Source organism: Colwellia sp. MB02u-9 (assembly GCF_014077085.1).
GTDB lineage: Bacteria > Pseudomonadota > Gammaproteobacteria > Enterobacterales > Alteromonadaceae > Cognaticolwellia.
Genome location: NZ_JACGVF010000094.1, coordinates 557,509 through 578,408 on the forward strand (window position 1 = coordinate 557,509; position 20,900 = coordinate 578,408).

Annotated in this window: 19 protein-coding genes; 6 read left to right on the forward strand and 13 right to left on the reverse strand. The window is 38.4% G+C overall.

Annotated elements, in window-relative coordinates:
- Positions 1 to 5 precede the first annotated feature (5 nt).
- From xni to H4J65_RS11015, 3 genes are all read left to right on the forward strand, one after another.
- A complete protein-coding gene (gene xni, locus H4J65_RS11005) occupies positions 6 to 806 on the forward strand; it encodes a flap endonuclease Xni (RefSeq protein ID WP_182137616.1) in 801 nt (266 codons plus the stop codon).
- Between the two features lie 181 nt (positions 807 to 987).
- Positions 988 to 1,365 carry a DUF3192 domain-containing protein gene (locus H4J65_RS11010; protein ID WP_182137615.1) on the forward strand — a complete coding sequence of 126 codons (378 nt, stop codon included), beginning with the start codon at positions 988 to 990 and terminating at the stop codon, positions 1,363 to 1,365.
- A 483-nt stretch (positions 1,366 to 1,848) separates the two neighbouring features.
- Complete coding sequence (locus H4J65_RS11015; protein WP_182137614.1) at positions 1,849 to 2,856, forward strand: isocitrate dehydrogenase; 1,008 nt, start codon at positions 1,849 to 1,851, stop codon at positions 2,854 to 2,856.
- A 546-nt stretch (positions 2,857 to 3,402) separates the two neighbouring features.
- On the opposite strand, the gene H4J65_RS11020 is transcribed toward H4J65_RS11015, so the two are convergent.
- The gene (locus tag H4J65_RS11020) at positions 3,403 to 4,488 is read right to left on the reverse strand and encodes a major royal jelly family protein (RefSeq protein WP_259367589.1); all 1,086 of its coding nucleotides are present in this window, start codon (positions 4,486 to 4,488) and stop codon (positions 3,403 to 3,405) included.
- A gap of 509 nt (positions 4,489 to 4,997) precedes the next feature.
- Between H4J65_RS11020 and H4J65_RS11025 the strand changes: the two genes are divergently transcribed.
- Positions 4,998 to 5,786, forward strand: coding sequence for a hypothetical protein (locus H4J65_RS11025; protein WP_182198182.1), 789 nt, complete (start codon positions 4,998 to 5,000; stop codon positions 5,784 to 5,786).
- A 130-nt stretch (positions 5,787 to 5,916) separates the two neighbouring features.
- On the opposite strand, the gene rlmM is transcribed toward H4J65_RS11025, so the two are convergent.
- The 4 genes from rlmM to H4J65_RS11045 are packed head-to-tail and all read right to left on the reverse strand — an operon-like array spanning position 5,917 to position 8,966.
- Positions 5,917 to 7,002 carry a 23S rRNA (cytidine(2498)-2'-O)-methyltransferase RlmM gene (rlmM, locus tag H4J65_RS11030; RefSeq protein ID WP_182137611.1) on the reverse strand — a complete coding sequence of 362 codons (1,086 nt, stop codon included), beginning with the start codon at positions 7,000 to 7,002 and terminating at the stop codon, positions 5,917 to 5,919.
- 5 nt (positions 7,003 to 7,007) lie between these two features.
- A complete protein-coding gene (locus tag H4J65_RS11035; RefSeq protein ID WP_182137610.1) occupies positions 7,008 to 7,409 on the reverse strand; it encodes a DUF423 domain-containing protein in 402 nt (133 codons plus the stop codon).
- The gene (locus tag H4J65_RS11040; protein ID WP_182198183.1) at positions 7,387 to 8,052 is read right to left on the reverse strand and encodes an alpha/beta family hydrolase; all 666 of its coding nucleotides are present in this window, start codon (positions 8,050 to 8,052) and stop codon (positions 7,387 to 7,389) included. The genes H4J65_RS11035 and H4J65_RS11040 overlap by 23 nt, the downstream gene beginning before the upstream one ends.
- Before the next feature lie 5 nt (positions 8,053 to 8,057).
- On the reverse strand, positions 8,058 to 8,966 hold the full coding sequence (locus H4J65_RS11045) for a transcriptional regulator GcvA (RefSeq protein ID WP_182137608.1): 909 nt from the start codon (positions 8,964 to 8,966) through the stop codon (positions 8,058 to 8,060).
- 284 nt (positions 8,967 to 9,250) lie between these two features.
- Between H4J65_RS11045 and H4J65_RS11050 the strand changes: the two genes are divergently transcribed.
- Positions 9,251 to 9,517 (forward strand): hypothetical protein, encoded by a 267-nt coding sequence (locus H4J65_RS11050; RefSeq protein WP_182185667.1) that lies wholly within the window; start codon positions 9,251 to 9,253, stop codon positions 9,515 to 9,517.
- A 484-nt stretch (positions 9,518 to 10,001) separates the two neighbouring features.
- On the opposite strand, the gene H4J65_RS11055 is transcribed toward H4J65_RS11050, so the two are convergent.
- From H4J65_RS11055 to H4J65_RS11065, 3 genes are all read right to left on the reverse strand, one after another.
- Positions 10,002 to 10,652 carry a thiopurine S-methyltransferase gene (locus tag H4J65_RS11055; protein ID WP_182198184.1) on the reverse strand — a complete coding sequence of 217 codons (651 nt, stop codon included), beginning with the start codon at positions 10,650 to 10,652 and terminating at the stop codon, positions 10,002 to 10,004.
- Between the two features lie 36 nt (positions 10,653 to 10,688).
- A complete protein-coding gene (gene sohB / locus H4J65_RS11060; RefSeq protein ID WP_182137605.1) occupies positions 10,689 to 11,738 on the reverse strand; it encodes a protease SohB in 1,050 nt (349 codons plus the stop codon).
- A gap of 609 nt (positions 11,739 to 12,347) precedes the next feature.
- The gene (locus H4J65_RS11065) at positions 12,348 to 14,765 is read right to left on the reverse strand and encodes a VolA/Pla-1 family phospholipase (RefSeq protein ID WP_182198185.1); all 2,418 of its coding nucleotides are present in this window, start codon (positions 14,763 to 14,765) and stop codon (positions 12,348 to 12,350) included.
- A gap of 280 nt (positions 14,766 to 15,045) precedes the next feature.
- Here H4J65_RS11065 and H4J65_RS11070 point away from each other — a divergent pair, with 280 nt between their 5' ends.
- The gene (locus H4J65_RS11070) at positions 15,046 to 15,783 is read left to right on the forward strand and encodes a YciK family oxidoreductase (protein WP_182198186.1); all 738 of its coding nucleotides are present in this window, start codon (positions 15,046 to 15,048) and stop codon (positions 15,781 to 15,783) included.
- 320 nt (positions 15,784 to 16,103) lie between these two features.
- Here H4J65_RS11070 and fadD read toward each other — a convergent pair whose 3' ends face one another.
- From fadD to tsaB, 5 genes are all read right to left on the reverse strand, one after another.
- Positions 16,104 to 17,759, reverse strand: coding sequence for a long-chain-fatty-acid--CoA ligase FadD (gene fadD, locus H4J65_RS11075; RefSeq protein ID WP_182198187.1), 1,656 nt, complete (start codon positions 17,757 to 17,759; stop codon positions 16,104 to 16,106).
- A 204-nt stretch (positions 17,760 to 17,963) separates the two neighbouring features.
- Positions 17,964 to 18,833: an alpha/beta fold hydrolase gene (locus H4J65_RS11080; RefSeq protein WP_182198188.1), complete on the reverse strand. Its 870-nt coding sequence runs from the start codon at positions 18,831 to 18,833 to the stop codon at positions 17,964 to 17,966.
- Between the two features lie 65 nt (positions 18,834 to 18,898).
- Positions 18,899 to 19,552, reverse strand: a complete 654-nt coding sequence (locus tag H4J65_RS11085) for a M50 family metallopeptidase (RefSeq protein ID WP_182198189.1) — start codon at positions 19,550 to 19,552, stop codon at positions 18,899 to 18,901.
- 42 nt (positions 19,553 to 19,594) lie between these two features.
- On the reverse strand, positions 19,595 to 20,002 hold the full coding sequence (locus H4J65_RS11090) for a hypothetical protein (protein ID WP_182198190.1): 408 nt from the start codon (positions 20,000 to 20,002) through the stop codon (positions 19,595 to 19,597).
- A gap of 181 nt (positions 20,003 to 20,183) precedes the next feature.
- Positions 20,184 to 20,870 carry a tRNA (adenosine(37)-N6)-threonylcarbamoyltransferase complex dimerization subunit type 1 TsaB gene (gene tsaB, locus H4J65_RS11095; RefSeq protein WP_182198191.1) on the reverse strand — a complete coding sequence of 229 codons (687 nt, stop codon included), beginning with the start codon at positions 20,868 to 20,870 and terminating at the stop codon, positions 20,184 to 20,186.
- Between the last annotated feature and the right edge of the window lie 30 nt (positions 20,871 to 20,900).

Here is a 20,900-nt window from a genome sequence, read left to right on the forward strand (position 1 = left end):
TTTTTATGACGGTCCATTTGGTATTAATTGATGCATTAAATTTAATCAGAAGAATTTATGCTGTGCAAGAACGGCCATTTTTGTTGAACAATGAATTGGCTGAAAATACCAAGCAACAAGTGCTATTTAATACCGCCAAAGCATGTGAACAAGCCTTACAAAAAATTATTGAACAGTTAAAGCCTAGCCATGCGCTTGCGGTGTTTGACTCTCAAGCGCCATGTTGGCGCTATGACATTTATCCAGACTATAAAAAAGGCCGTAAAAAAATGCCCGAGCATTTGGCTGACAAGTTAACTGATATCCAAGACCGCTTTATGCAACACCACGTTGACTCTTTAGTTTCAGAAGCAGACGAGGCTGATGATTTAATTGCAACCTTGGCAATAAAGGTTGCATTGCGTGGTAGAAATGTAACTGTGGTATCTACAGATAAGTGTTTTTTATCACTACTCAATCCCAATATCCAAGTCTATGACTATTTTAATCGTCGTTATTTAGACGAAGAATATGTACTTAACAAGTTCACGGTAAAACCAGATAAGTTAATGGACTTATGGACTTTAACGGGTGATAACACTAATAAAATTCCTGGCGTAGCCGGCATAGGCCAAGTAACCGCAGCAAAATTATTAAATCAGTATGGCTCGATTAAAAGTATACTGAATGCTAAAGACTTAAAAAATAGCATCAGTGAAAAGCTATTGCAACATGATGAACAAATTACGTTAAGTCGCAAACTACTGACATTAAAAATTGATATCCCTTTAGGGTTTAATTTAAAAGACATAAGACTACCCTTTTAAAATGCACTTGCCAGCAGTTAACAATCTGGTAACATTGAAAGTTGTTGCTGGTATTTTCACTCTAGCCATTAAAACGCACTAAAACGTCATTACTCATTATTTAGAGCTCAATAATGAGTAATGACGTTAACAATAAATAATGACTCAAAAATAATGACCAAGAAAGCTTCAAGGATTAAAAGTGAATAAAAAAATAATTGCTATCATATTAGTCGCCTTAGCAGCATACGGTATATTTGTCACCTTAGTGGTCAACTTTTACGATGACAGCCCTGCAAACATGCAATGGGAAGACCGAGAAGCTTACAATCAACAATTTATTGCTAAACTTGAATTGAAAAAATTTAATTTTAATAGTGCCATCGAACAGCTAGGTAGTCCTGATATTACCGAAGCAAAAATAGTTAACGAAAGCAGGTATCAAGTCAGCTTTTACCGCACCCAACATGTAAAGTCTGACGGCATCACTACACAAGATGAATGCACCGCATTATTGTTTACTAATGGTATTTTAACCGCTATTGGTAAAACAGCTTATCAGCAGTTTAAAGCGTTTTAAACTGCACATCTCAGTAATATTTAAACAGCTATACTTAACATCAAGTGATGACATATTAGCTGCCTGATAAGTCATTTTTTTATATTTAATCGACGCCTATCACTCATATCGCGTATATTGCTGAAAAAAAATATTTATTCTTAAAACTCCACACTAAATATAACACTAGCTACCCATGCCACTTAGTTATTACCCGTATGTGCTAATTAAAATAGCCCAAGTTTAGTTGAGAAGAATAAACATCAGCCTTGATTTTTTCTCCTACCAACAACTAGAAACCTAATAGCACAGGAATTAGACTAAAGTTTTACAGTAAAACTTACTAACTGCTACGGTTAGTTGCTATAATTGCAGGCATTAACTCGGTTGAATCAATAAGCGTAGTGTCAGGTCAAATATATTGGCTGGTAAGTGTTTTATATTTAAACAAAAACTCACGATTCTCGCAATTCAAAAAAGCAATACTCAAAAGGCAATTAAACAATGGCAAAACAAACCATAACAGTGATCCCAGGTGACGGCATAGGTCCAGACATTATCGACGCAACTATCAAAATATTAGATAAAGCCGGCTGTAATTTTGAATATGAGTATGCTGACGCTGGTCTAACCGCATTGGAGAATCATGGCGACTTAGTGCCAGAATCAACCTTAGCACTAATTGAAAAAAATAAAATCAGCCTAAAAGGTCCGTTAACGACACCTGTAGGTGAAGGTTTTACTTCAATTAACGTCACCTTACGTAAGCATTTTCAACTATATGCTAATGTTCGTCCTGTGTTGTCATTTAAAGGCACGAAGGCACGTTATGAAAATATTGATATCATTACCATTCGTGAAAATACTGAAGGTATGTACTCAGGCCTAGGACAAACAGTTTCAGAAGACGGAAATCAAGCGGAAGCGAAAAGTCTTGTCACTCGTGAAGGTGCTGAACGCATTGTAACTTTCGCTTATGAAACGGCGATAAAAGAAGGTCGTAAAAAGGTAACTGCTGTTCATAAAGCTAACATCCTAAAGTCAACATCTGGCCTATTTCTTAAAGTAGCCCGTGAAGTAGCCGCACGTTACCCACAAATTGAATCAACAGAAATGATTGTAGATAACTGTTGTATGCAGTTAGTCATGAATCCTGAGCAGTTCGATGTAATTGTTACTACAAATTTATTTGGCGATATACTGTCAGATTTATGTGCAGGTTTAGTGGGTGGCTTAGGCATGGCACCTGGCGCTAATATTGGTAATGGCTGTGCAATATTTGAAGCGGTTCATGGCAGTGCGCCTGATATTGCAGGCAAAAACTTGGCAAACCCTACCTCAGTTATTTTAGCCGCTATTCAAATGCTAGAATACTTAGGTATGGCTGATAAAGCAGATAACATTCGTCGCGCTATAACGGAAGTTATCGAATCTGGCGATCGCACCACACGAGATCTTGGCGGCACACACGGCACCTCAGACTTCACACAAGCTGTATTAGAACGTTTATAACACTGCTTATTACCTTATATGAAAAACCAAGCCACAGTGCTTGGTTTTTTTATCTTCAGCATTTCTCTTATCTTGCACATGTTATTAATTTATTGATCCTGTCAATAACAAAACCACAAGTTTAATGGCACAGGTATAACAAGCTTAGTATAAATATTCTAGAGCAGGAATAACTGGTTATAACTCAAAAAAAGTTAATTTGTCTGAATAGTGATGAGTAATGAGTAATGAGTAATGAAATTACCTCAACAAAAGTGCTAAACGCAGTTACTGTTTCAGAAGTGATAGTTTTTTAGCTAAATCAACTTCTGCATCATCAAGTGAGACTCACTCAGAAATTGTTCATACTGAAATAAATTCACAATTACTTGGTGCGCTAAGCACAAACTAAAATAGAGGTTCAAAAACCTTCCTCATCTCGCTAAAAACTGAACCTTTTATCCATGTTGGAATACAGTAATAAAGCGACTTTAGCTTCTAAAAAGCAGTCTTTAAAAGACTGCTCAATGCTAATAGTGACGGTTAGTTATTGCTGAATAGTGGCACTTACCGACCTACTTTACCTTTAACGAGCGGCTCAAAAGAAAGCACGCTAAATTGGCCTTGGCTACCGTCTTTACCGTCATTAAGTGGCGGTGAACGGTGAAGTTCATTCACAGTGAAGTAAATTTTATCATCAGCGCCATAACTGAAGCCATCAGGCCACACGAGCCGCTCATTTTTAAATAACACTTCATAATCGCCACTGGGCTTAACCACACCGATAGCGCCGTTAGTAATATCCGTGACATAAACGTTGCCACCTCCATCTACAATAATGCCATCAGAAATTGGCTTAGTACCATAGCGCTCTACTTTTTGTTCAAGCGCTTTACTTGATAGACTTTCATCTATCATTGCGCTGGTAGCAATACGATATATCGATGTACCTGACATAGAGCCAAAGTATAACCAATTTTCATTTGGCTCAAGGGTAATTGGGTTTACACCTAAACGTGCCGCTTGTCCTCCAATTTTCATAGTGCGACCTTCAATAACTATGTTGATGTTTTCGGCAGTAGTATAATGGCTGTTTTGCAGCACTCTTCGCGCTGCACCTGTTTTAATATTTACAGTAATAATCGCGGCTTGGCTGCCTTGTGCTGTATCTGCTATATAGATATATCCATTTTTGTTATCAACCGCTAAGTCGTTTAAAAACGAGGTCTCTGTAATTGTTGGCTTTGCTAAATAAATGATTTTATGAAGCTGCTCGTTAATAGTATCCCAACCGACTAATCGTCCAGCGTGATCAGGGCCTGACGTATCTAGCATCCATAAAATACCATTGGCTGATACATTAATACCTAGTACATCATAAAAACCTTTACCGTTATTGTAAGCATACGCCCACGCTTCATTAGGATAAGGTTTTGTTGTACCGTCTTTGAACAACTCCATAATTTTTTGCTTTTGCCCGTAAAATCCGTGTATTGACAAAAACTTTCTGCCCGACGGCGTAATAGCAATATTGCCTGGAGGGTGTTGTGCATCAAATATAGCTACCGTGTTTAGCTTGTTATTATTAGCCGATGTCGTCGCTGCACTGAGTAATGCTATGCTATAAATTACGGCTAAAAGTAGTTCTTTCATTATTGTTTTCCTTTTTATGAAGATGTAAATATTAGAATTATTCATAATATTTTTTGTTTTTTACTTAAGGGAACGTCTTTACTTTTTATTTAAAATAGAGTTTTTAACATCTTTTGACCAAATAACGAGTCCCACACTTATATATTTTTAACCTTAGTAAGCAAATCTAAGTGATCAACAAGTAAGGTTATTCCTGATAACAATCACTGAGTGCTTTCTGGCCTTAGTGTAAATTGACCTAATAGTATTTAATGTTCAATAATTTCAATTACTAGGTCGATTCACATTGTTGGCTTGGGTAAATTCGCATTTATTAACACTAGCGCTATACTGTTTAAGGTTTTATAGGCTATTTATTAACATTCGTCCTATAAACTACTGTAATACTAACCTGCTCCAAGGATGAAGCTAATTGTATTTAAAGCGGTTAATTACCTGCTTTTTCAAATAAAGCGAATACTTCTTAGAGGAACTTATAGCAAAATATTAAAGACAAAAAGGACTTTGTTATGCAGCCATTTCACCTAAAAACTATAGCCATAATATGCAGCTACCTTCTTACCGGAAATAGCCATGCATCATTGATAAATTATGAGCTATTAACACCCCATTCATCGACACATATTAACTATACTAATCCATTCAAAAATGCTTTTTCAAGTATTAACGATGGCTTTCAAATCTATCAGCGAGATGTTGGTTTAAATATACCCAACGCATTATTAGATAACAGTGAAATAGCAACATCTGACCGTTTAGGCATTGTTTCGAGTACCAATACACAAGCTTTTTTTGGCATTGTTGATACCGTCAACTTGAATAATCCAATCGATGATACCCTCGCTAAGTGGAAAATCAACATCAAAAATTTATCTGCATTAACATTTTTTATCGACATGGCGGCAATGGGCGACTTTGAAAGTAGTGACCAATTTTTATGGCGCTACAGTATTGACAACAATCCATACAGTACAATTTTTCAAAGTATAAGCAATGAAGATACCCAACAAAATTACCGCTTAGAAGATAATAGCTTAATAGCGCTTAACGATCCCATGACGGTAAATTCTCGATTACTCAGTAATGAATTTAAAGCATTTTCGTCATCCATTTTAGACACTGGAAGCTTGTTAACACTTGAATTGAAAGCTAAGGTCAATGGTGGCAGCGAAGTTATCGCTTTTCAAAATATAGTCATTCAAGGCGTGTCAAATACGGTAACAGTCGGTGAACCAAAATCATACGCTATCCTATCATTAGCATTACTATTTTTTATAAAAAGGAAGATTATCTCTTGATGTATAACAGCGGTGTATTTGATAGTAAAACAACAGTATTAGCAGATAGATAAACTTAAAATATAAAAAAGCCCTAAAATCCATCAGAAATATAGGGCTTTTTTTTCAAAATATTGTTAGTAGAAAGTCACTAAATATCCATCGGCGGCGGAGATAATAACCTAGCGTGAACGGTTATTTCTTCGCGGTCATAGTACAAATGCTTGGCATACAATTCATATTTTACATTGTGCAGAGAAAAAGCATCTTTCATCGTTTGTAAGTCATCATTAACTTGCTGATAACGCCCCTTCATGGGTAATTTCAAGTTGAAAATAGCTTCTTGGCATAGGCCTTTTAATAACCATTCACTCATCAGCTTTGCCACGCGTTGTGGCTTTTCAATCATGTCACATACTAACCAATAAACATTTTTCTTTTGCGGCAAGTACTTAAAGCCATCCATTGTACGATGCTTTACTTGACCCGTTTGCATTAATGATTCCGCCATTGGGCCATTATCGATTGACGTTACCATCATGCCACGACGAACCAATTGATAAGTCCAACCACCTGGAGCTGCACCTAAATCGACTGCATTCATCCCTGAGGTTAAACGTATATCCCATTCTTCTCTAGGAATAAAATATAAAAAAGCTTCATCAAGTTTCAATGTTGAACGACTTGGTGCGGCATTAGGGAATTTTAAACGTGGAATACCCATCACATGTGGCGAAGTATTTCGCGCTAATGAAAAGCCGAATATAACTTCTTTGCCTGATAAAAATAACGCATGTAACACCGCGCCATCTTTATTACCTTTTTCGGTCAGTACTTTATCTTTTCTCAGTGCTTGTCGCAGTGGTACTGCTAATTTACGACAAAACTTCGACAGTTCTTTACCGTCATTTGTGTCAGGAGTTTCCATACGCAAATCAGCGTATTGCCACTCAGTGCCTAACACTTCTACAATGGCTTCAACGCGATTGTAGTCAGGTAAGTCTATTTTTTCAGTTACCGTGACAAACCATTGGCGAGCGAAAATAAGTCGCTTTAATGGAATTTTTTCCATTAAAATCTCACCCTCTTCCGGCTTATTTAAATGAAAATAAACTACGCCCTGGTTTTTAGTTAGCTCTAAATAGCCATATACTTCATTCCATGAAGCTTTTTCTTGAATTTCTGCGCCACATTCTTTTTCAAATCCGGGGCGACAATATAAAACTATTGCAGTCATTTTAATTAATTACCTAACTTTTGGTCAAACATTTTAGTACCTGCAAATCCAACCACTAGCCAGGCAAGTGCAAATGACAGGCCGCCTGATGGCGCCAACTTTCCAATACTCAACACATCGAATAACGTTCTGATATACAAACTACCACTAAAAAATACGATACCAATCACAAATAATATTCCTGCGATCAATAACATAGCTTTTTCGTGCAGCTTATATAAGATGATGGTTAGCATTAGCGCTAACGTATGAAAAAACTGATACGTTAATGCGGTCATTAGTCGTTCTTGTGACGCCAAAGGTAGCGATTGCCCACCATGGGCTAACCAAGCGCCGAATAATACAGAAAAACACCCACTGATACCAACAAATATCATCAGTAGTTTAGCAACTGTTATTAATTTCATCGATAAAACTCCTCATTTTATGAACCGCTGTAGTTTGATGCTGTTTTAGGGTGTAACCCGATTTTACCCGTGGCTTTAAATCGTGGTCACCGTCATTAAAGTAATGTAACTGACAACGTGAGGAAATTTCGTATTGCTTAATTTCACTTTCACTACCTAGCGCATCTCTTTCGCCTTGTAAGATCAACACAGGCAATTGTGTATCTTGCAATGGCGCTAAGCGTAACTTTTCTGGTTTTTTTACCGGATGAAATGGATAACCTAGGCAGATAACGCCCCGTACTAAATTACTTTTCATTAAAACGCTATCCCCCGCTAAAGTCGCCGCTACTCGACCACCCATTGATTTTCCGGCAATGTATATCGGTAAAGTGCTATTGGCTTTTGCTAATATGGCTTGATAGCACTCAACTAGCGCGGGCATTCTGTCCGGTGGTCGCCTTTTGCCATCAAGTTTACGCTTGTCCATAAAAGGAAAGTTAAAGCGTAAAACACTCAATTGCTGAGCATTCATCAAACCAACAAGTTCTTCAATGTACGGGTGATGCATATCCGCACCCGCACCATGGGCAAATATGACCAATGCTTTTGCGTCTTTGGCGCAATTTAGTTCGTTACTAACTGATAATTCGTTGTTGATCACACTAGCTACCCTTCATCAATCATAGTTTGCTCGTCGGCAACCGTTTGTAATACCCACTCACGAAACGCCGCTATTTTACCTAATTCCAATTGTTTTTCTCGACAGACAATGTAATAAGAGTTTTTACTGATTAATACTTCTTTAAATGGGCAAACCAATCGACCACTATCAATATCCGGTTTCGCAAGCACACTATGCGCCAGAGCAACCCCTTGGCCATGAATAGCCGCTTGTAACACCATCGCCGAATGACTAAATATTGGGCCATGGTTAACATTACCGCCTTTGAAGTCAACATGCTTAAACCATCTTTTCCAATCTCTTCTCGAGGCATCATGTAATAAAGTATGATTTGCTAAATCATCAATTATGCCTAAGGGTTTACTACCCGATAATAATAAAGGCGAACACACGGGGATCAAATACTCGGTATGTAATTGCTCCGCATGAATACCACTCCACCGCCCTCTACCATAGTATATTGCTAAATCAACATCTTCAGTAAGCGAATTTTCAGGTTGGTCAACTGCTTTGATACGCACGTCAATATCAGGATGTAATAAGTTAAAGGTGTTTAACCTAGGCACCAACCACTGTATGGCAAAGCTTGGCTGCAAGCTGACCGTAATAGCACCCTTTGCCCCGCGGGCTAATAATCTTTCTGTGGCGTCATGTAAGGCATTAAACACATCTTTAATATCAAGATAATATGACTGGCCTTCTTCTGTCAGTAACAAACTTCTATTTTTACGCATAAATAATTTTATGCCTAAATTATCTTCCAAGGCTTTTATTTGATGACTTATTGCTGCTTGAGTAACGAATAACTCTTCCGCTGCCCGGGTAAAACTTAACTGCCTAGCAGATGCCTCAAAAGCCCTCAAAGCGTTAAGTGGTGGGAGTCTATTCGCCAAGATACACCTATAAATTTACGTTAAAAATGAATCTATGCTTGCATAATTCATCAAGTTTTCGACATAAGCATGTCGGATTAGTTTTTCTAATGAATGGCATTATAAATAGTCATTATAAACTTTACCAGTTTTACCGTAATATGCACGCCATAGATGAAGGACTTCATCTTTACCCCGAAATAATCGGGTAATAATCAAACAGGCTCCCAACCCTTGTTTGTCATTGAAAAGAACGAGTCCCAAAACATCTATAAAACCAATTAACGTTTTATTACAGGTGACTTATGAAAAACATTTTTAAATTAGCAACTATCGCCATGTTAGCTTTAGTGGCAAGTAACAGCCAAGCAACACAATTAGTTAAAGTACAGGCTATCAACGCCGTTGAACTAGTAGAAATCACTAAACTACACTTGGCACAATCAATTAAGTTAAATACGATAGTCATAAATCCTATCGAAAAAATAGCTCACGCTCAAGTTACAATGAAGGATTTTCATGTCAACAAAGGCGCTGAAATTATCATCAAAGCGGTGATGCTTGCTGAATAGTAGGGCTATTAAATTAACCATTAACTTTTTGACTCTTAATCTTCAAAAAAAAGGTGCCCAACAGCACCTTTTTTGTTATTTAAAGCCCAATAAACTATACGAAAATATAAGGCAATCAATAGCAACTTAATTAATCTTATGTAAGCTATCTAAAGCACTTAGGAATACCTTCTAAGGTATTGCAGCTAATCAAAGTAACATTAATGGTTACATAAGTGTATTGGAACATAGGTGTATTGGAAGCAGTGAAGGCTTTAGATTGATCATTATAGGTCAGCATTTATACTGCTAGATATTACTCAAGTTTATGACGTCAAATAAAAACCGTCAGGTTAAATACATCACTAATAAACTCAATTAAGCTTTTAAAAAAACTCCCCTTCCATTAATAAAAATTTAACTGAGCGCTATTTAAATTAACCGCTATTTCCTTAAAAATAAGCACTAAACACTATGTTTAGCTAGATATTTACTTCATCCACTATTATTTTTTAGTGATGATATATAGCTTTTCTCTCAGGTAATCAACTTCAAAGCTTCGCTGGGCAAATTGCTTATCTTTAAGCTCATGGGTCGCAATACATTCAATATTGAAGCCTGAAAACAAGCGTTGTACATCAGTGGCTGTTATCGAAAATGGCGGACCACTTAATTGCGTTCTTGGAAACTCAACTGTTACTAAAAATAAGCGTGTATGTGAGCAAAAAAACGTTTTCAAATGCTTAACGTATGCTTGCTGCATTGTTGTTGGTAGCGCAATTAAGGCCGCACGGTCATATATCCAATCTACGCGGTGAATGGCGTCTGCAGAAAGCTTAAAGAAATCACCTTGTAATAGTGAAAGCTGAGGACAAAAAAACTGCTCAAAATCACCTGAGGTCTTTTTTTGATACTCAATATTGTTTTCGAGAAAGAAGTCGCTACAGGCAATTTTACTTAATTCATTACCTGTAACCTGCCAATACTGCGCTAAATAGGCCATATCAAGTGTTTTGCCACATAGCGGCACAAACACATGCTGATCGGAGGGTAAAGACAGTTTTTTGAAATATTGAGACAATAAAGGGTGTATGTCACTTTGGTGAAAACCCAGCTTGTTGCGCTCCCAACATTTATGCCAAAAAAAACTGTCCATTGATATGACCTTATTAGCTTAAATCAGCCAAAGCTATTAACTTGGAAAAATACGATTATTTTGCCAAACCTTGCTTATAATGCTATCAAATGACAAAGATGCTGCTTTTGAAAACTTTTCAGCTAAACCTTTCTTTGTTGCATACTTAATTTGCACTAACTTGTGAGATTTACAACGCGCCTGTAAGTAATCGTCACTGGTTAGTATTTCATCAACAAGCCCTAATTCTTTTGCTTGTGTGCCAAACCAATGCTCACCTGTTGCCACTTTAGCGATATCTAGACTTGGACGATGCTCACTAACAAAGTTTTTAAATAACACGTGCGTATCTTCAAGCTCTTCAACAAATTTTTCACGGCCTTTATCGGTATTTTCACCAAACATGGTGACCGTACGTTTAAATTCACCGGCGGTAAACTGCTCAAAGTCGACATCATTTTTCTTTAATAACTTATGAAAATTTGGCACTTGTGCAATAACACCAATAGAACCAAGAATAGCAAATGGCGCTGAGACTATTTTATTAGCCACACAGGCCATCATATAGCCGCCACTGGCTGCCACTTTATCAACTGATGCCGTTAATGGAATATTGCGTTGACGTACGCGGTCGAGTTGTGAAGCCGCTAAGCCGTAACCGTGCACCATACCGCCGCCACTTTCTAAACGAACAAAAACTTCATCGCTGGGTTGAGCCACAGTTAAAATTGCACTAATTTCTTCACGTAAAGAGCCCACTTCTTTAGCATCAATACTACCGTTAAAGTCGACAACAAATAAACGTGGGATGGCTTTCTTTTCGTCACTGCCGTCTTTGAGAGCTTTTTTATCGATTTTGGCTTGCTCTTTTGCCGCCTTCTTATCTTTTTTCTCTTTTTCGTTTAACTCTTCTTTAGATAAAAGGTGGTGGGTAATATCTTCTTCAACTTCAATATATTGCTCTGATAAGTCAATAATTTCTAGCTCACCTTTCTTACCACCTTGCTTCATTGCGGAAGAGGCAATAGCAATAATAATTGCAACCACCGCAATAACGAAAGTGATGGTTTTAGCTAAAAACAAACCGTATTCATACAGAAATTCCAATATTTTTCTCCTAAACAACAGGTTAACAACTGTTAATCCTATTGTTGTATATTAATTGTAATGATTATTCTAGTTATCAATATGGGGGATATAGTTTGTAAAAAAAGGGGAATAGCTAATTATTCACTAAAGTTACCACTTAAATGAAAATAAATAAGCAACTGTCAGCCAATCTTTGCTTTATAAAATAATGGCTAAACTGCAGAGTAGTATTTAAAAATGCGTCTTTATCCGCTACCACAATTACATTGTTAACTAATTGCCCTGATTTACACCCGGCTCTTTTGAGCACGGGCTAGCGTTATTTAGCATAGCTTTGCCCTGGTGTAGTTTTGGTATAGTTTTGCTCTGGCATAAGTACGTTAAGCTAAAACATTACTGTGCCGTCAAAAACTAGGCCTTAGTGCTACAGAATTAAAAGTACTACAAGCACTACAAGACAAATAAAATACCAGCCAAAAAAAACGGCCCAAGATATGGACCGTTAGTATTTTGTCAACCTGCGACAATATTTAATTAAAACTAACTTAACTCAATACTGTGACTAAAGTGCAGGCTTTATTCAACACAAAGTGCATGAATACTCTACTGTACAATCTACTGTGCAATCTACTGTACAACCGCAGTGTCAGTTACTTTAATTAATTGTCCCATCGTCGCAAAGAACACCGCCACTTGCGATTGCATTTCTTGCGTTGCTCTAGCACTTAACGCAGCATCTGGTGAAGCGGCTTTAGCACGAGGGTCAAGTATTGAACTATGGTGACCACTAACAAATCTCACTGCACCTGAGCCATTAGTGTCTTCACTCACACCTTGCAAGCCTAAGAAAGCAATCGCAGGTTCAGTACCACCCATAGGGGTAAATGGTGCTCTATTTGTCACAACTTGGTCTGATAAATTATCATCACCATTACCGACAACTTCGATTAAATGCGTAGGTGTTTCAGTCGCTGCTAATGTTTGTACATAAGCAATAGGGTCACCCGAGTCTGTCACTGTTTGCGCTGCAAAAGTAAATTGAGCGAAACCGCCATTTAAAGTGGCTTTTTGCTCAGCCGATAAAGTTTCATAGAAAGCAAAGTAGAAAGCACTTAATTCTTCTTGGGTATAATTAGCAGGTAAAGTTGCTTCAACGGCTGCTTTAAACTCAGGCGATAGCTGTAAGGTTAAATTAGATTTAGCTAAGCCTTCAAATGCTGGCGAATCCAAACCAAAGTTAGCCAACATTAAACCCGGCATTGCTAGAGAAGTACTGGCAATTTTAAATAAACCATCGATTTGTGGGTTTAACTCAGTGTTTGCTAAGCCAACTGCATTAATCCCGTAAATACCACCTAATGAATGACCTAACAGGTGAACTTTTGAACTATCGATTTTTATTGAGTTACCATCGCTATCAGCACCGCCTAAAAAGTTCATACCTAAACGCAAACCCAGTAAATCCGAGGTACTTTGGCGTGTATTATCACGCATACTTAACATGCTACCCAAGTTTACATAATGTAAAGTTGATACGGTACTGGCATTAATATCATCAACATCATCGCCATTTAAATCAAAACCGCGACTACCATGTAATGGCTGATCAATCGCAATCGTTGCTATACCAAATATAGATAACATACCGGTAATGGGTAACATTTGTTCTTTTGTTGAGGTAATACCGTGCACTAAAATCGCTACTGGCCAACCATTTGCAGGCTCTTCTAACGCTGGTAAATCCATGCTTTCACGCACTGGGTTAGCCCAGGCTAAATCTGGCGTGGTCATTTGCACATCAATCGGCAACATTTTTCCTGTTGGAATTGGATTAAATTTAGTTAAATTACGTTCAGTATCAATAGCCGCTATCGCTGGATTTGAGCTTGAGCTTAAATCACGTAAACCAAAGTTCATACAAAAGCCATCATTTGCATCTAATGGCCCAGCAGGAATTGCCGCTGGGTTTGCTGCTGCTAATCCGGCCAGTGTAGCACCTGAATCACAACGGGCACGCCACCAATCATTCACCGGTGCTAGTGGGTTTTCCGCAGAGGGTACGCCTGAGTAATAAGGTAGTGTAATTGAACCACGAATATAGTTTGCTGCAGAATATAACGGTACCAAGCTTTCAGGAATTTGACCTGCTAACACATCCGCAACTGACAGAGTGGTATCAGCTACGCCAATAGCTGGAGTTCCTTGCTGAGCATTAGCAACCATCTGAGGTACACTAGCGGCCATTAAAGATTTAACCGTACTTAATACGCGTGTAGTTGATTGTGTCGTCATCGCAGCACTATAAATAATAGTATCGCTATCAACGCCAGCAGCGATTACAGCCGCTTCATAACTATTAATCGCGCCTTGTAAGCCTAATTGCGACTCGTTACCCAAAGGTAAGGTATTGATATCTTGGCGCGCTAATTCATAAGTACTAGAGCCAGCAACTGCTTTACCATTGTTATCACGAAGATTATTCGTCATCACCATGACATAAGTCGTTTCTGCTTTAAGGGGTTGAATCGGGACAAACAAAACATTGTCGCCGGATTTTTGCGTAACAAAATGTTGGCCAAAAGTAAGTTCGCCAATCACTTTACAGGCTAGGCCACGTGTTACAGCGGTACAATCACTGTCATTGACGTCACCACCCATCACGGTTTCAAAAACTCTTACCGATCCAGGTTCAGCAGCACTACTGGCATCTAAAGAAGTTCCTGCTGGGAATTCAATAGCGAGGGGAAAAGGTTGAGAAATTGACCAACCGTCAAGTGCACTAATCGCAACAAAAGGATCTGAACCATCAGTAGGGTCGGCAACAGGAATCTCTAAGGTTCCATCAACCGTACCAGAAAAAATCAAATCATTTGGTATAGAAAGTCCAGCAGCGCCCGCCGCTGGATCAAATTTAACGCGTGCTGTGGCTGTTACAACCGTGCCGTTTTCAACCACTTCACTTTCAACATCTGTTATGGTTTCGTCTTGGCAAGCACTTAAACCTAATGTGCTCGCTATTGCTAGACTGAGTACTAACTTTTTCATTTTATCTCCCCACTGACTTATCTTTATTTTATATACTTAACTACTGGCTAAATATATCTTTATTATTTTTCATTATTATCGTTGATTTTTATACTTATACCAGCATTAAACTCAACTTGTTCGACCAGTTAAACTTACCTCAAGAATAGTTCAAGTGCTAGTGATATTTTAATTTATTCAAAGTTTTATTCCACAAATGTAGATTAGTAACGAAAAACTCTCGTCAGCATAGCAGTGAAAGTAGTAATATTGTTATCAAATTATTTCAAAAATTAATCTTATGTTTGACTATACAATAACACCACAAATTTTAGCCAACAAAACCATTTTAGTAACCGGTGCGGGCGCAAGTATTGGCCGCCAAGCAGCATTAACTTATGCTGAGTTAGGCGCTACGGTTATTTTATTAGGCAGAACCGTTGCAAAACTAGAAGCAGTTTATGATGAAATACTCGCTAAGGGCTATCCTGAACCCGCCATTGTACCGTTAGATTTGAAAGGGGCAACAAAGAAAAATTATATTGACTTAGCCGCCACCATTGATAATCAATTTGGTCAATTAGATGGGGCATTACTCAATGCTTCAATACTAGGCGAGTTAACGCCCTTTAACCAAATTAATCAACAAACTTGGCAAGACGTCATGCAAGTTAACGTTAATGCCCAGTTTTTATTAGCACAAGCATTAATCCCTGTGTTACTCAAAGCTGACCATGCATCGTTAGTATTTACCTCATCAGGTGTCGGCAATAAAGGTAAAGCTTATTGGGGTGCTTATAGCGTTTCTAAATTTGCCACAGAAGGACTCATGCAGGTTATTGCGGACGAATATGAAAACAGTTCGCTTAGAACTAACGTAGTAAATCCCGGCGCAACGAATACCGATATGCGTTCAGTGGCTTACCCCGCAGAAAACAAAGCTGAAATTGCTTTACCGAAAGATATCATGCCACTTTACGTATATTTAATGGCTAACGATAGCAAAGCGGTTAATGGCGAAAGAATAAACGCACAATAATGCCTTTTCCCTGCAAAATAACAAGTTAAGAACCTAGTGCTTTTAGATTGAAATAATAGCTATCTTACTGTTATCGCACTATGTTATTGCATTATGTTGTTGCACTATGTTCTGACAAAAATCTCAGTCATTAAAGTTAAGGCTGGAGCAATTACCGAGATGGCTAAGAGCGACTTGAACATCGCCACTCTTTCACATCCATGTGAACCTAGCATACAATTCATTTGACCATAAAAAGGCCAACATTAGTTGGCCTTTTTATTAAGTCACTTTGACGTCAATTAATGGTCGATTAACGACAAGCGATAACGATCTCTACATTAGCGCAATTCACGTCGTAATATTTTACCAACGTTGGTTTTTGGCAACTCATCACGAAACTCAACAAATTTTGGTACTTTGTAATTAGTTAAGTTTTCACGACAGTGATTAATTAACGATTTCTTAGTTAAATTAGGATCTTTACGTACAATAAATAATTTGACTGCTTCACCAGAAGCTTCATTGGGAATACCTATAGCAGCCGCTTCTAGTACACCTTCATGGCTCATTGCTATCTCTTCAATTTCATTGGGATAGACGTTAAAGCCAGAAACAATAATCATATCTTTTTTACGATCAACGATTTTGAAAAAGCCATTCTCATCCATACAAGCGACATCACCTGTAGCTAACCAACCAGCTTTTAAAATCTCATCGGTTGCTTCTTGACGATTATAATAACCTTTCATTACTTGCGGGCCTTTAACCCACATTTCTCCAGCTTCACCTATTTTAGCGTCACTGCCATCTTCCAACACAATACGAATATCGGTAGAAGGTGCAGGTAAACCAATACTGCCACTATAATGTGTTTGGTTATAGGGGCAAAGCGTTACTAAAGGTGCACATTCTGTCAAGCCATAGCCTTCAAGTAAGCGTGTTTTCGTGACACGTTCCCAATTTTCGGCCACCGGACGTTGTACCGCCATACCGCCGCCTAGTGATAATTTTAAATTAGAAAAATTGAGTTCACTAAAGCCCGGGGTGTTCAATAAACCATTAAATAAGGTGTTTACACCGGTAATGGCTGTAAAGTCATATTTTGCTAACTCTTTAACAAACCCCGGCATATCACGAGGATTGGTGATCAATAAATTGGTACCACCCAGGGTAATAAATGTCAGGCAATTAGCCGTTAAAGCAAAAATATGATAAAGCGGCAAGGCTGTAACAACCAGCTCTTTACCCTCTTCTAATTGCGGTTTAATCGCTGCTTTAGCTTGCTCTAGATTAGCAACCATGTTGCGATGCGTTAACATCGCGCCTTTTGAAACACCCGTTGTACCACCGGTGTATTGCAAAAAGGCCAAATCATCACCGCAAATTGTCACTGGGCTAAAACTTAATTTTTCTCCCTTAGCTAAAGCTTTATTAAAATGCTCTATATTCTTAAGATTAAAAGCGGGCACCATTTTTTTAACGTACTTAACAACGCCGTTAACAATGGCACCTTTGACTGTACCTAAACGATCACCAAGCGAGGTTAAAATAACTTTTTCTACTGGTGTTTTATCAATAACTTTTTCTAAAATACTGGCAAAATTTTGAATAATCAAAATCGCTTTAGTGTTGGAGTCTTTTAATTGATGTTCTAATTCACGTGCTGTGTAGAGCGGATTGACATTCACCACAGTTAAACCTGCTAACAGGGCGCCAAATAGTGCAATCGGATATTGCAAACAATTGGGTACCATAATGGCAAATTTATCACCTTTAACTAAACCTAAGTCTTGCTGTAAGTAGGCAGCAAAGGTTGTAGCTTGTTGCGCAAGTTCACGATAACTAATCTGCGCCCCCATATTAATAAAGGCAGCTCTATCGGCATAAACCTCAGTATATTTATGGAACATATCGACAATTGAAGCGTATTTATCAGGATCAATTTCAAATGGAACACCAGGAGGGTAACTCTTCTCAAGCCAAATTTTTTCCACGGTACCTTTCCTCTTTAAATTTTTATTTTTAATTTAATGACACGTTTTATCAAATTTTCACTGGTCGATCCAGTTAATTTAAACACTTGTTTAAATTAACTGGATAATTAGTAAATTTAATATCATCAAACTGGTTAAAATTCGCCCTAAATAACGTATACCCGATCCACTGCAAGGAGCCGTTATATACTGCTTGAATTAATCTTACTGCTTAGCTTGCTGATGAATAAAGGCATTTATCAGCTTAGCGACCTGCTCAGCTTGTTCCATGTGTAGATGGTGGCCACCGCTCAACTCATGCACCTGTAAATTTTTAAACAAAGGGCCAAAGCACTTTAAACCTTTAGTTACCATTTCCATCCCTTTGCTGCCGTAAAGTAATTGCACAGGTGTGCTTATATCAGCAACAAGTTGCTCGGCTTGCGCTAAGGTAAATCGATAAGGTGAAGTTGAGCGTAAACGAATGTCAGCACGCCAACTAAAGCCAGCCTTAGTTTGCTCAATACCGCGTTTGACAATCAGCGTAGCATTATCGGTGCTTAAATCTGATACTAACACACGAGCCGCAACAGCAGAGTTGAGACTAGCATGATACTTTTTAGCTTTATTATCTCGCGTTAAACGACTTAACAAGCCTTTGCGTAATTGCTTGGTGGTGGTCGCTGCATCTGAGGTTAACACACCGATGCTGTCAATCAATGTTAATGATTTCACATGTTCAGGAAAGGCAGCCGAAAACGCAGACGCTACCATCCCTCCCATAGAGTGACCAATAATATCGATAGCTTGCCATTGCTGTGAGCGAAATAAACTCATCAAGTCATAGACCCAATCTAAAAAGTGATAATGGGCATCAGCGCCTCGATGATCAGATAAGCCATGTCCGGGCCAATCAATAGCAATAACATGATAGTTTGACAAATACGGCATTAACGGTTGAAAGCTTGCCGCATTATCAAGCCAGCCATGCAAGCATAAAAGCAAGGGGCCCTGCTCATCACCATAACTTATACCACTAATTTTTCGGCCGTTGACATCAAACTCCACTGGTTTAAATACATCAGAAGTTGCCATAAAAATCCTTTATAAGTTGGAAAAGAGTAGCCTAACGCTACGGAGAAATAATGCTTTTTTAATCGCTAACCTGTGCGACGCAAGGATAATTTACTGAGTCGATAGGTGGCAAATAATGCCACCGAAAACCAAATAACAACCCATATCATTTCAGGAATAAAGGTCATATTAGCTAAAGCAGCACCGTCGCCTTTTGCTTGACCGTCAAGTAAATAAAGCGGGCTCATTAAACTGTTAATTAAGACTAATAAGCCGGTTAATTGTAATAACGTTTGTAGGTGTTTTTGTGATGAATATTTTAGTTGCGCTATCACTAACATAAGTAAAACAACCACAATAAATAAGGTTAATAAGTCTCGTACCCACAATAAAATACTGCTCGCCAATAAGCCAATCAGCAGTATAGAAAAAATATGTGCTGTTTTTCTATGACTCGACGCCAAGTAAAATATCAGACTGCCCCATAATATTGCGCCGCCATAACCCATTAAGCTGATAAAAAATGCCGAGCCACCTCTTGTGGTACATAACCCCGCGCCGTTAGGAAACAGTTGAATTTGTACAATACTTCCGCCGGTTAACAGCGCCGTTAAGCCATGGCTAATTTCATGAAAATAGCTTTCTAACCATTTAAATGGAATGGAAATAAAAGGCAGTTGTAAAATAATGATGGCCGTGAGTAACATCAGCCAAAATTTGTATTTAGGGCTAAAGTTCATGGTGTTTTTTCGGTAGAGGAATGATAATTTTTATCCAATAAATCAGGCAAATAAGTCAACACCAAAAATTTGTTGAATACTATCGCGTTGAGCAATAGCATCAACCGACTGATAAGCAGCTACAGCCAATTGATTTTGGCTCGATGGCGTATCATAACCACTATGGGTACTCGTTTGCTGATAATTTTGTTGTGGGCTTTGTTGTGAGCTGTTACCACTGTCATACACGGACAACGGCTGACGTTCGATTAGTGCCATTGCCTGTTCATCGATATCGAGGCGTTGGCGTGTATTAATATCCGATGGTGACTTTTGGCTTTGACTTTCTTCGCTACTAAGCGCTTCGCGTGCAAGTGCCTTAGTACGTTGCTCTTGAGCGGGTACAGACGAATTCTTCCCTAACCCGATAGCCGGTTGGGATGTTAAGTTGACAGAATTATTGACTTGCATAAAAGTAATCTAACAAATTTATCATCAAGGTGAAAACTATTTTTCATCAAAAAATCAGCTGGGCAATAACCAAGCTAGATTAAAAGGCAGTAAAACATAACGAGTGCAATAGCATAAGCCCGTATGAGAAAGTGTTTATCAAAAAAACTCATTCAGCACAAAAAGCAATATAATATCTATTTTATCGCCCAGGCAGCTTCTGCCATGACACGGTATCTCGAACATATTTAGGCTGGGCGTTTTCAGCATCAACACACTGCTGTGCAAAATCTACTTGTCCAATGGCTAACATAGCTACAGCCGTTGGAAACAAAATTTCAGGTGAATCCACATTGGACTTTAATGCTGCCAAGGCAGGATAAGCGTCCCAGCCTGTTCCAACACCATAAGCGGGTAATACTAAGTCTTTATAATACTGGGCAACCAACTCAGGTTTTAATACCGTTTCTTCAGTTTTTGGCTGCATAATACCCAGATCATCAACTTCAAAGTAGCAGGTATATACCTCTGACATACGCGCATCAATCGCAGCAATAACTTTGCTGACACCTTTATCAAGGTAAGCTTGCTGAGCCATCGCTTGTAAGGTAGATACACCGCGCGCCGGCAACTCTGCAGAAAAAGCTAAACCTTGTGTTACGCCTATGCCAATACGCACACCGGTAAAACTTCCCGGTCCTTGACCAAAAATAATACCATCAAGCTCAGTTAACTTAACGTTCGCCTGCTTTAATACACTGTCAATCATAGGTAATAAACGCAAACTATGAGACTGAGGACACAGTTCATACTCACTAAACTGTTGATCAAAATATTTAATTGCTACTGAACAAGCTTCAGTAGAGGCATCGATGGCCAAAAAATTCACGTCAAAAACCCTTTAAAATTACTGTCATTA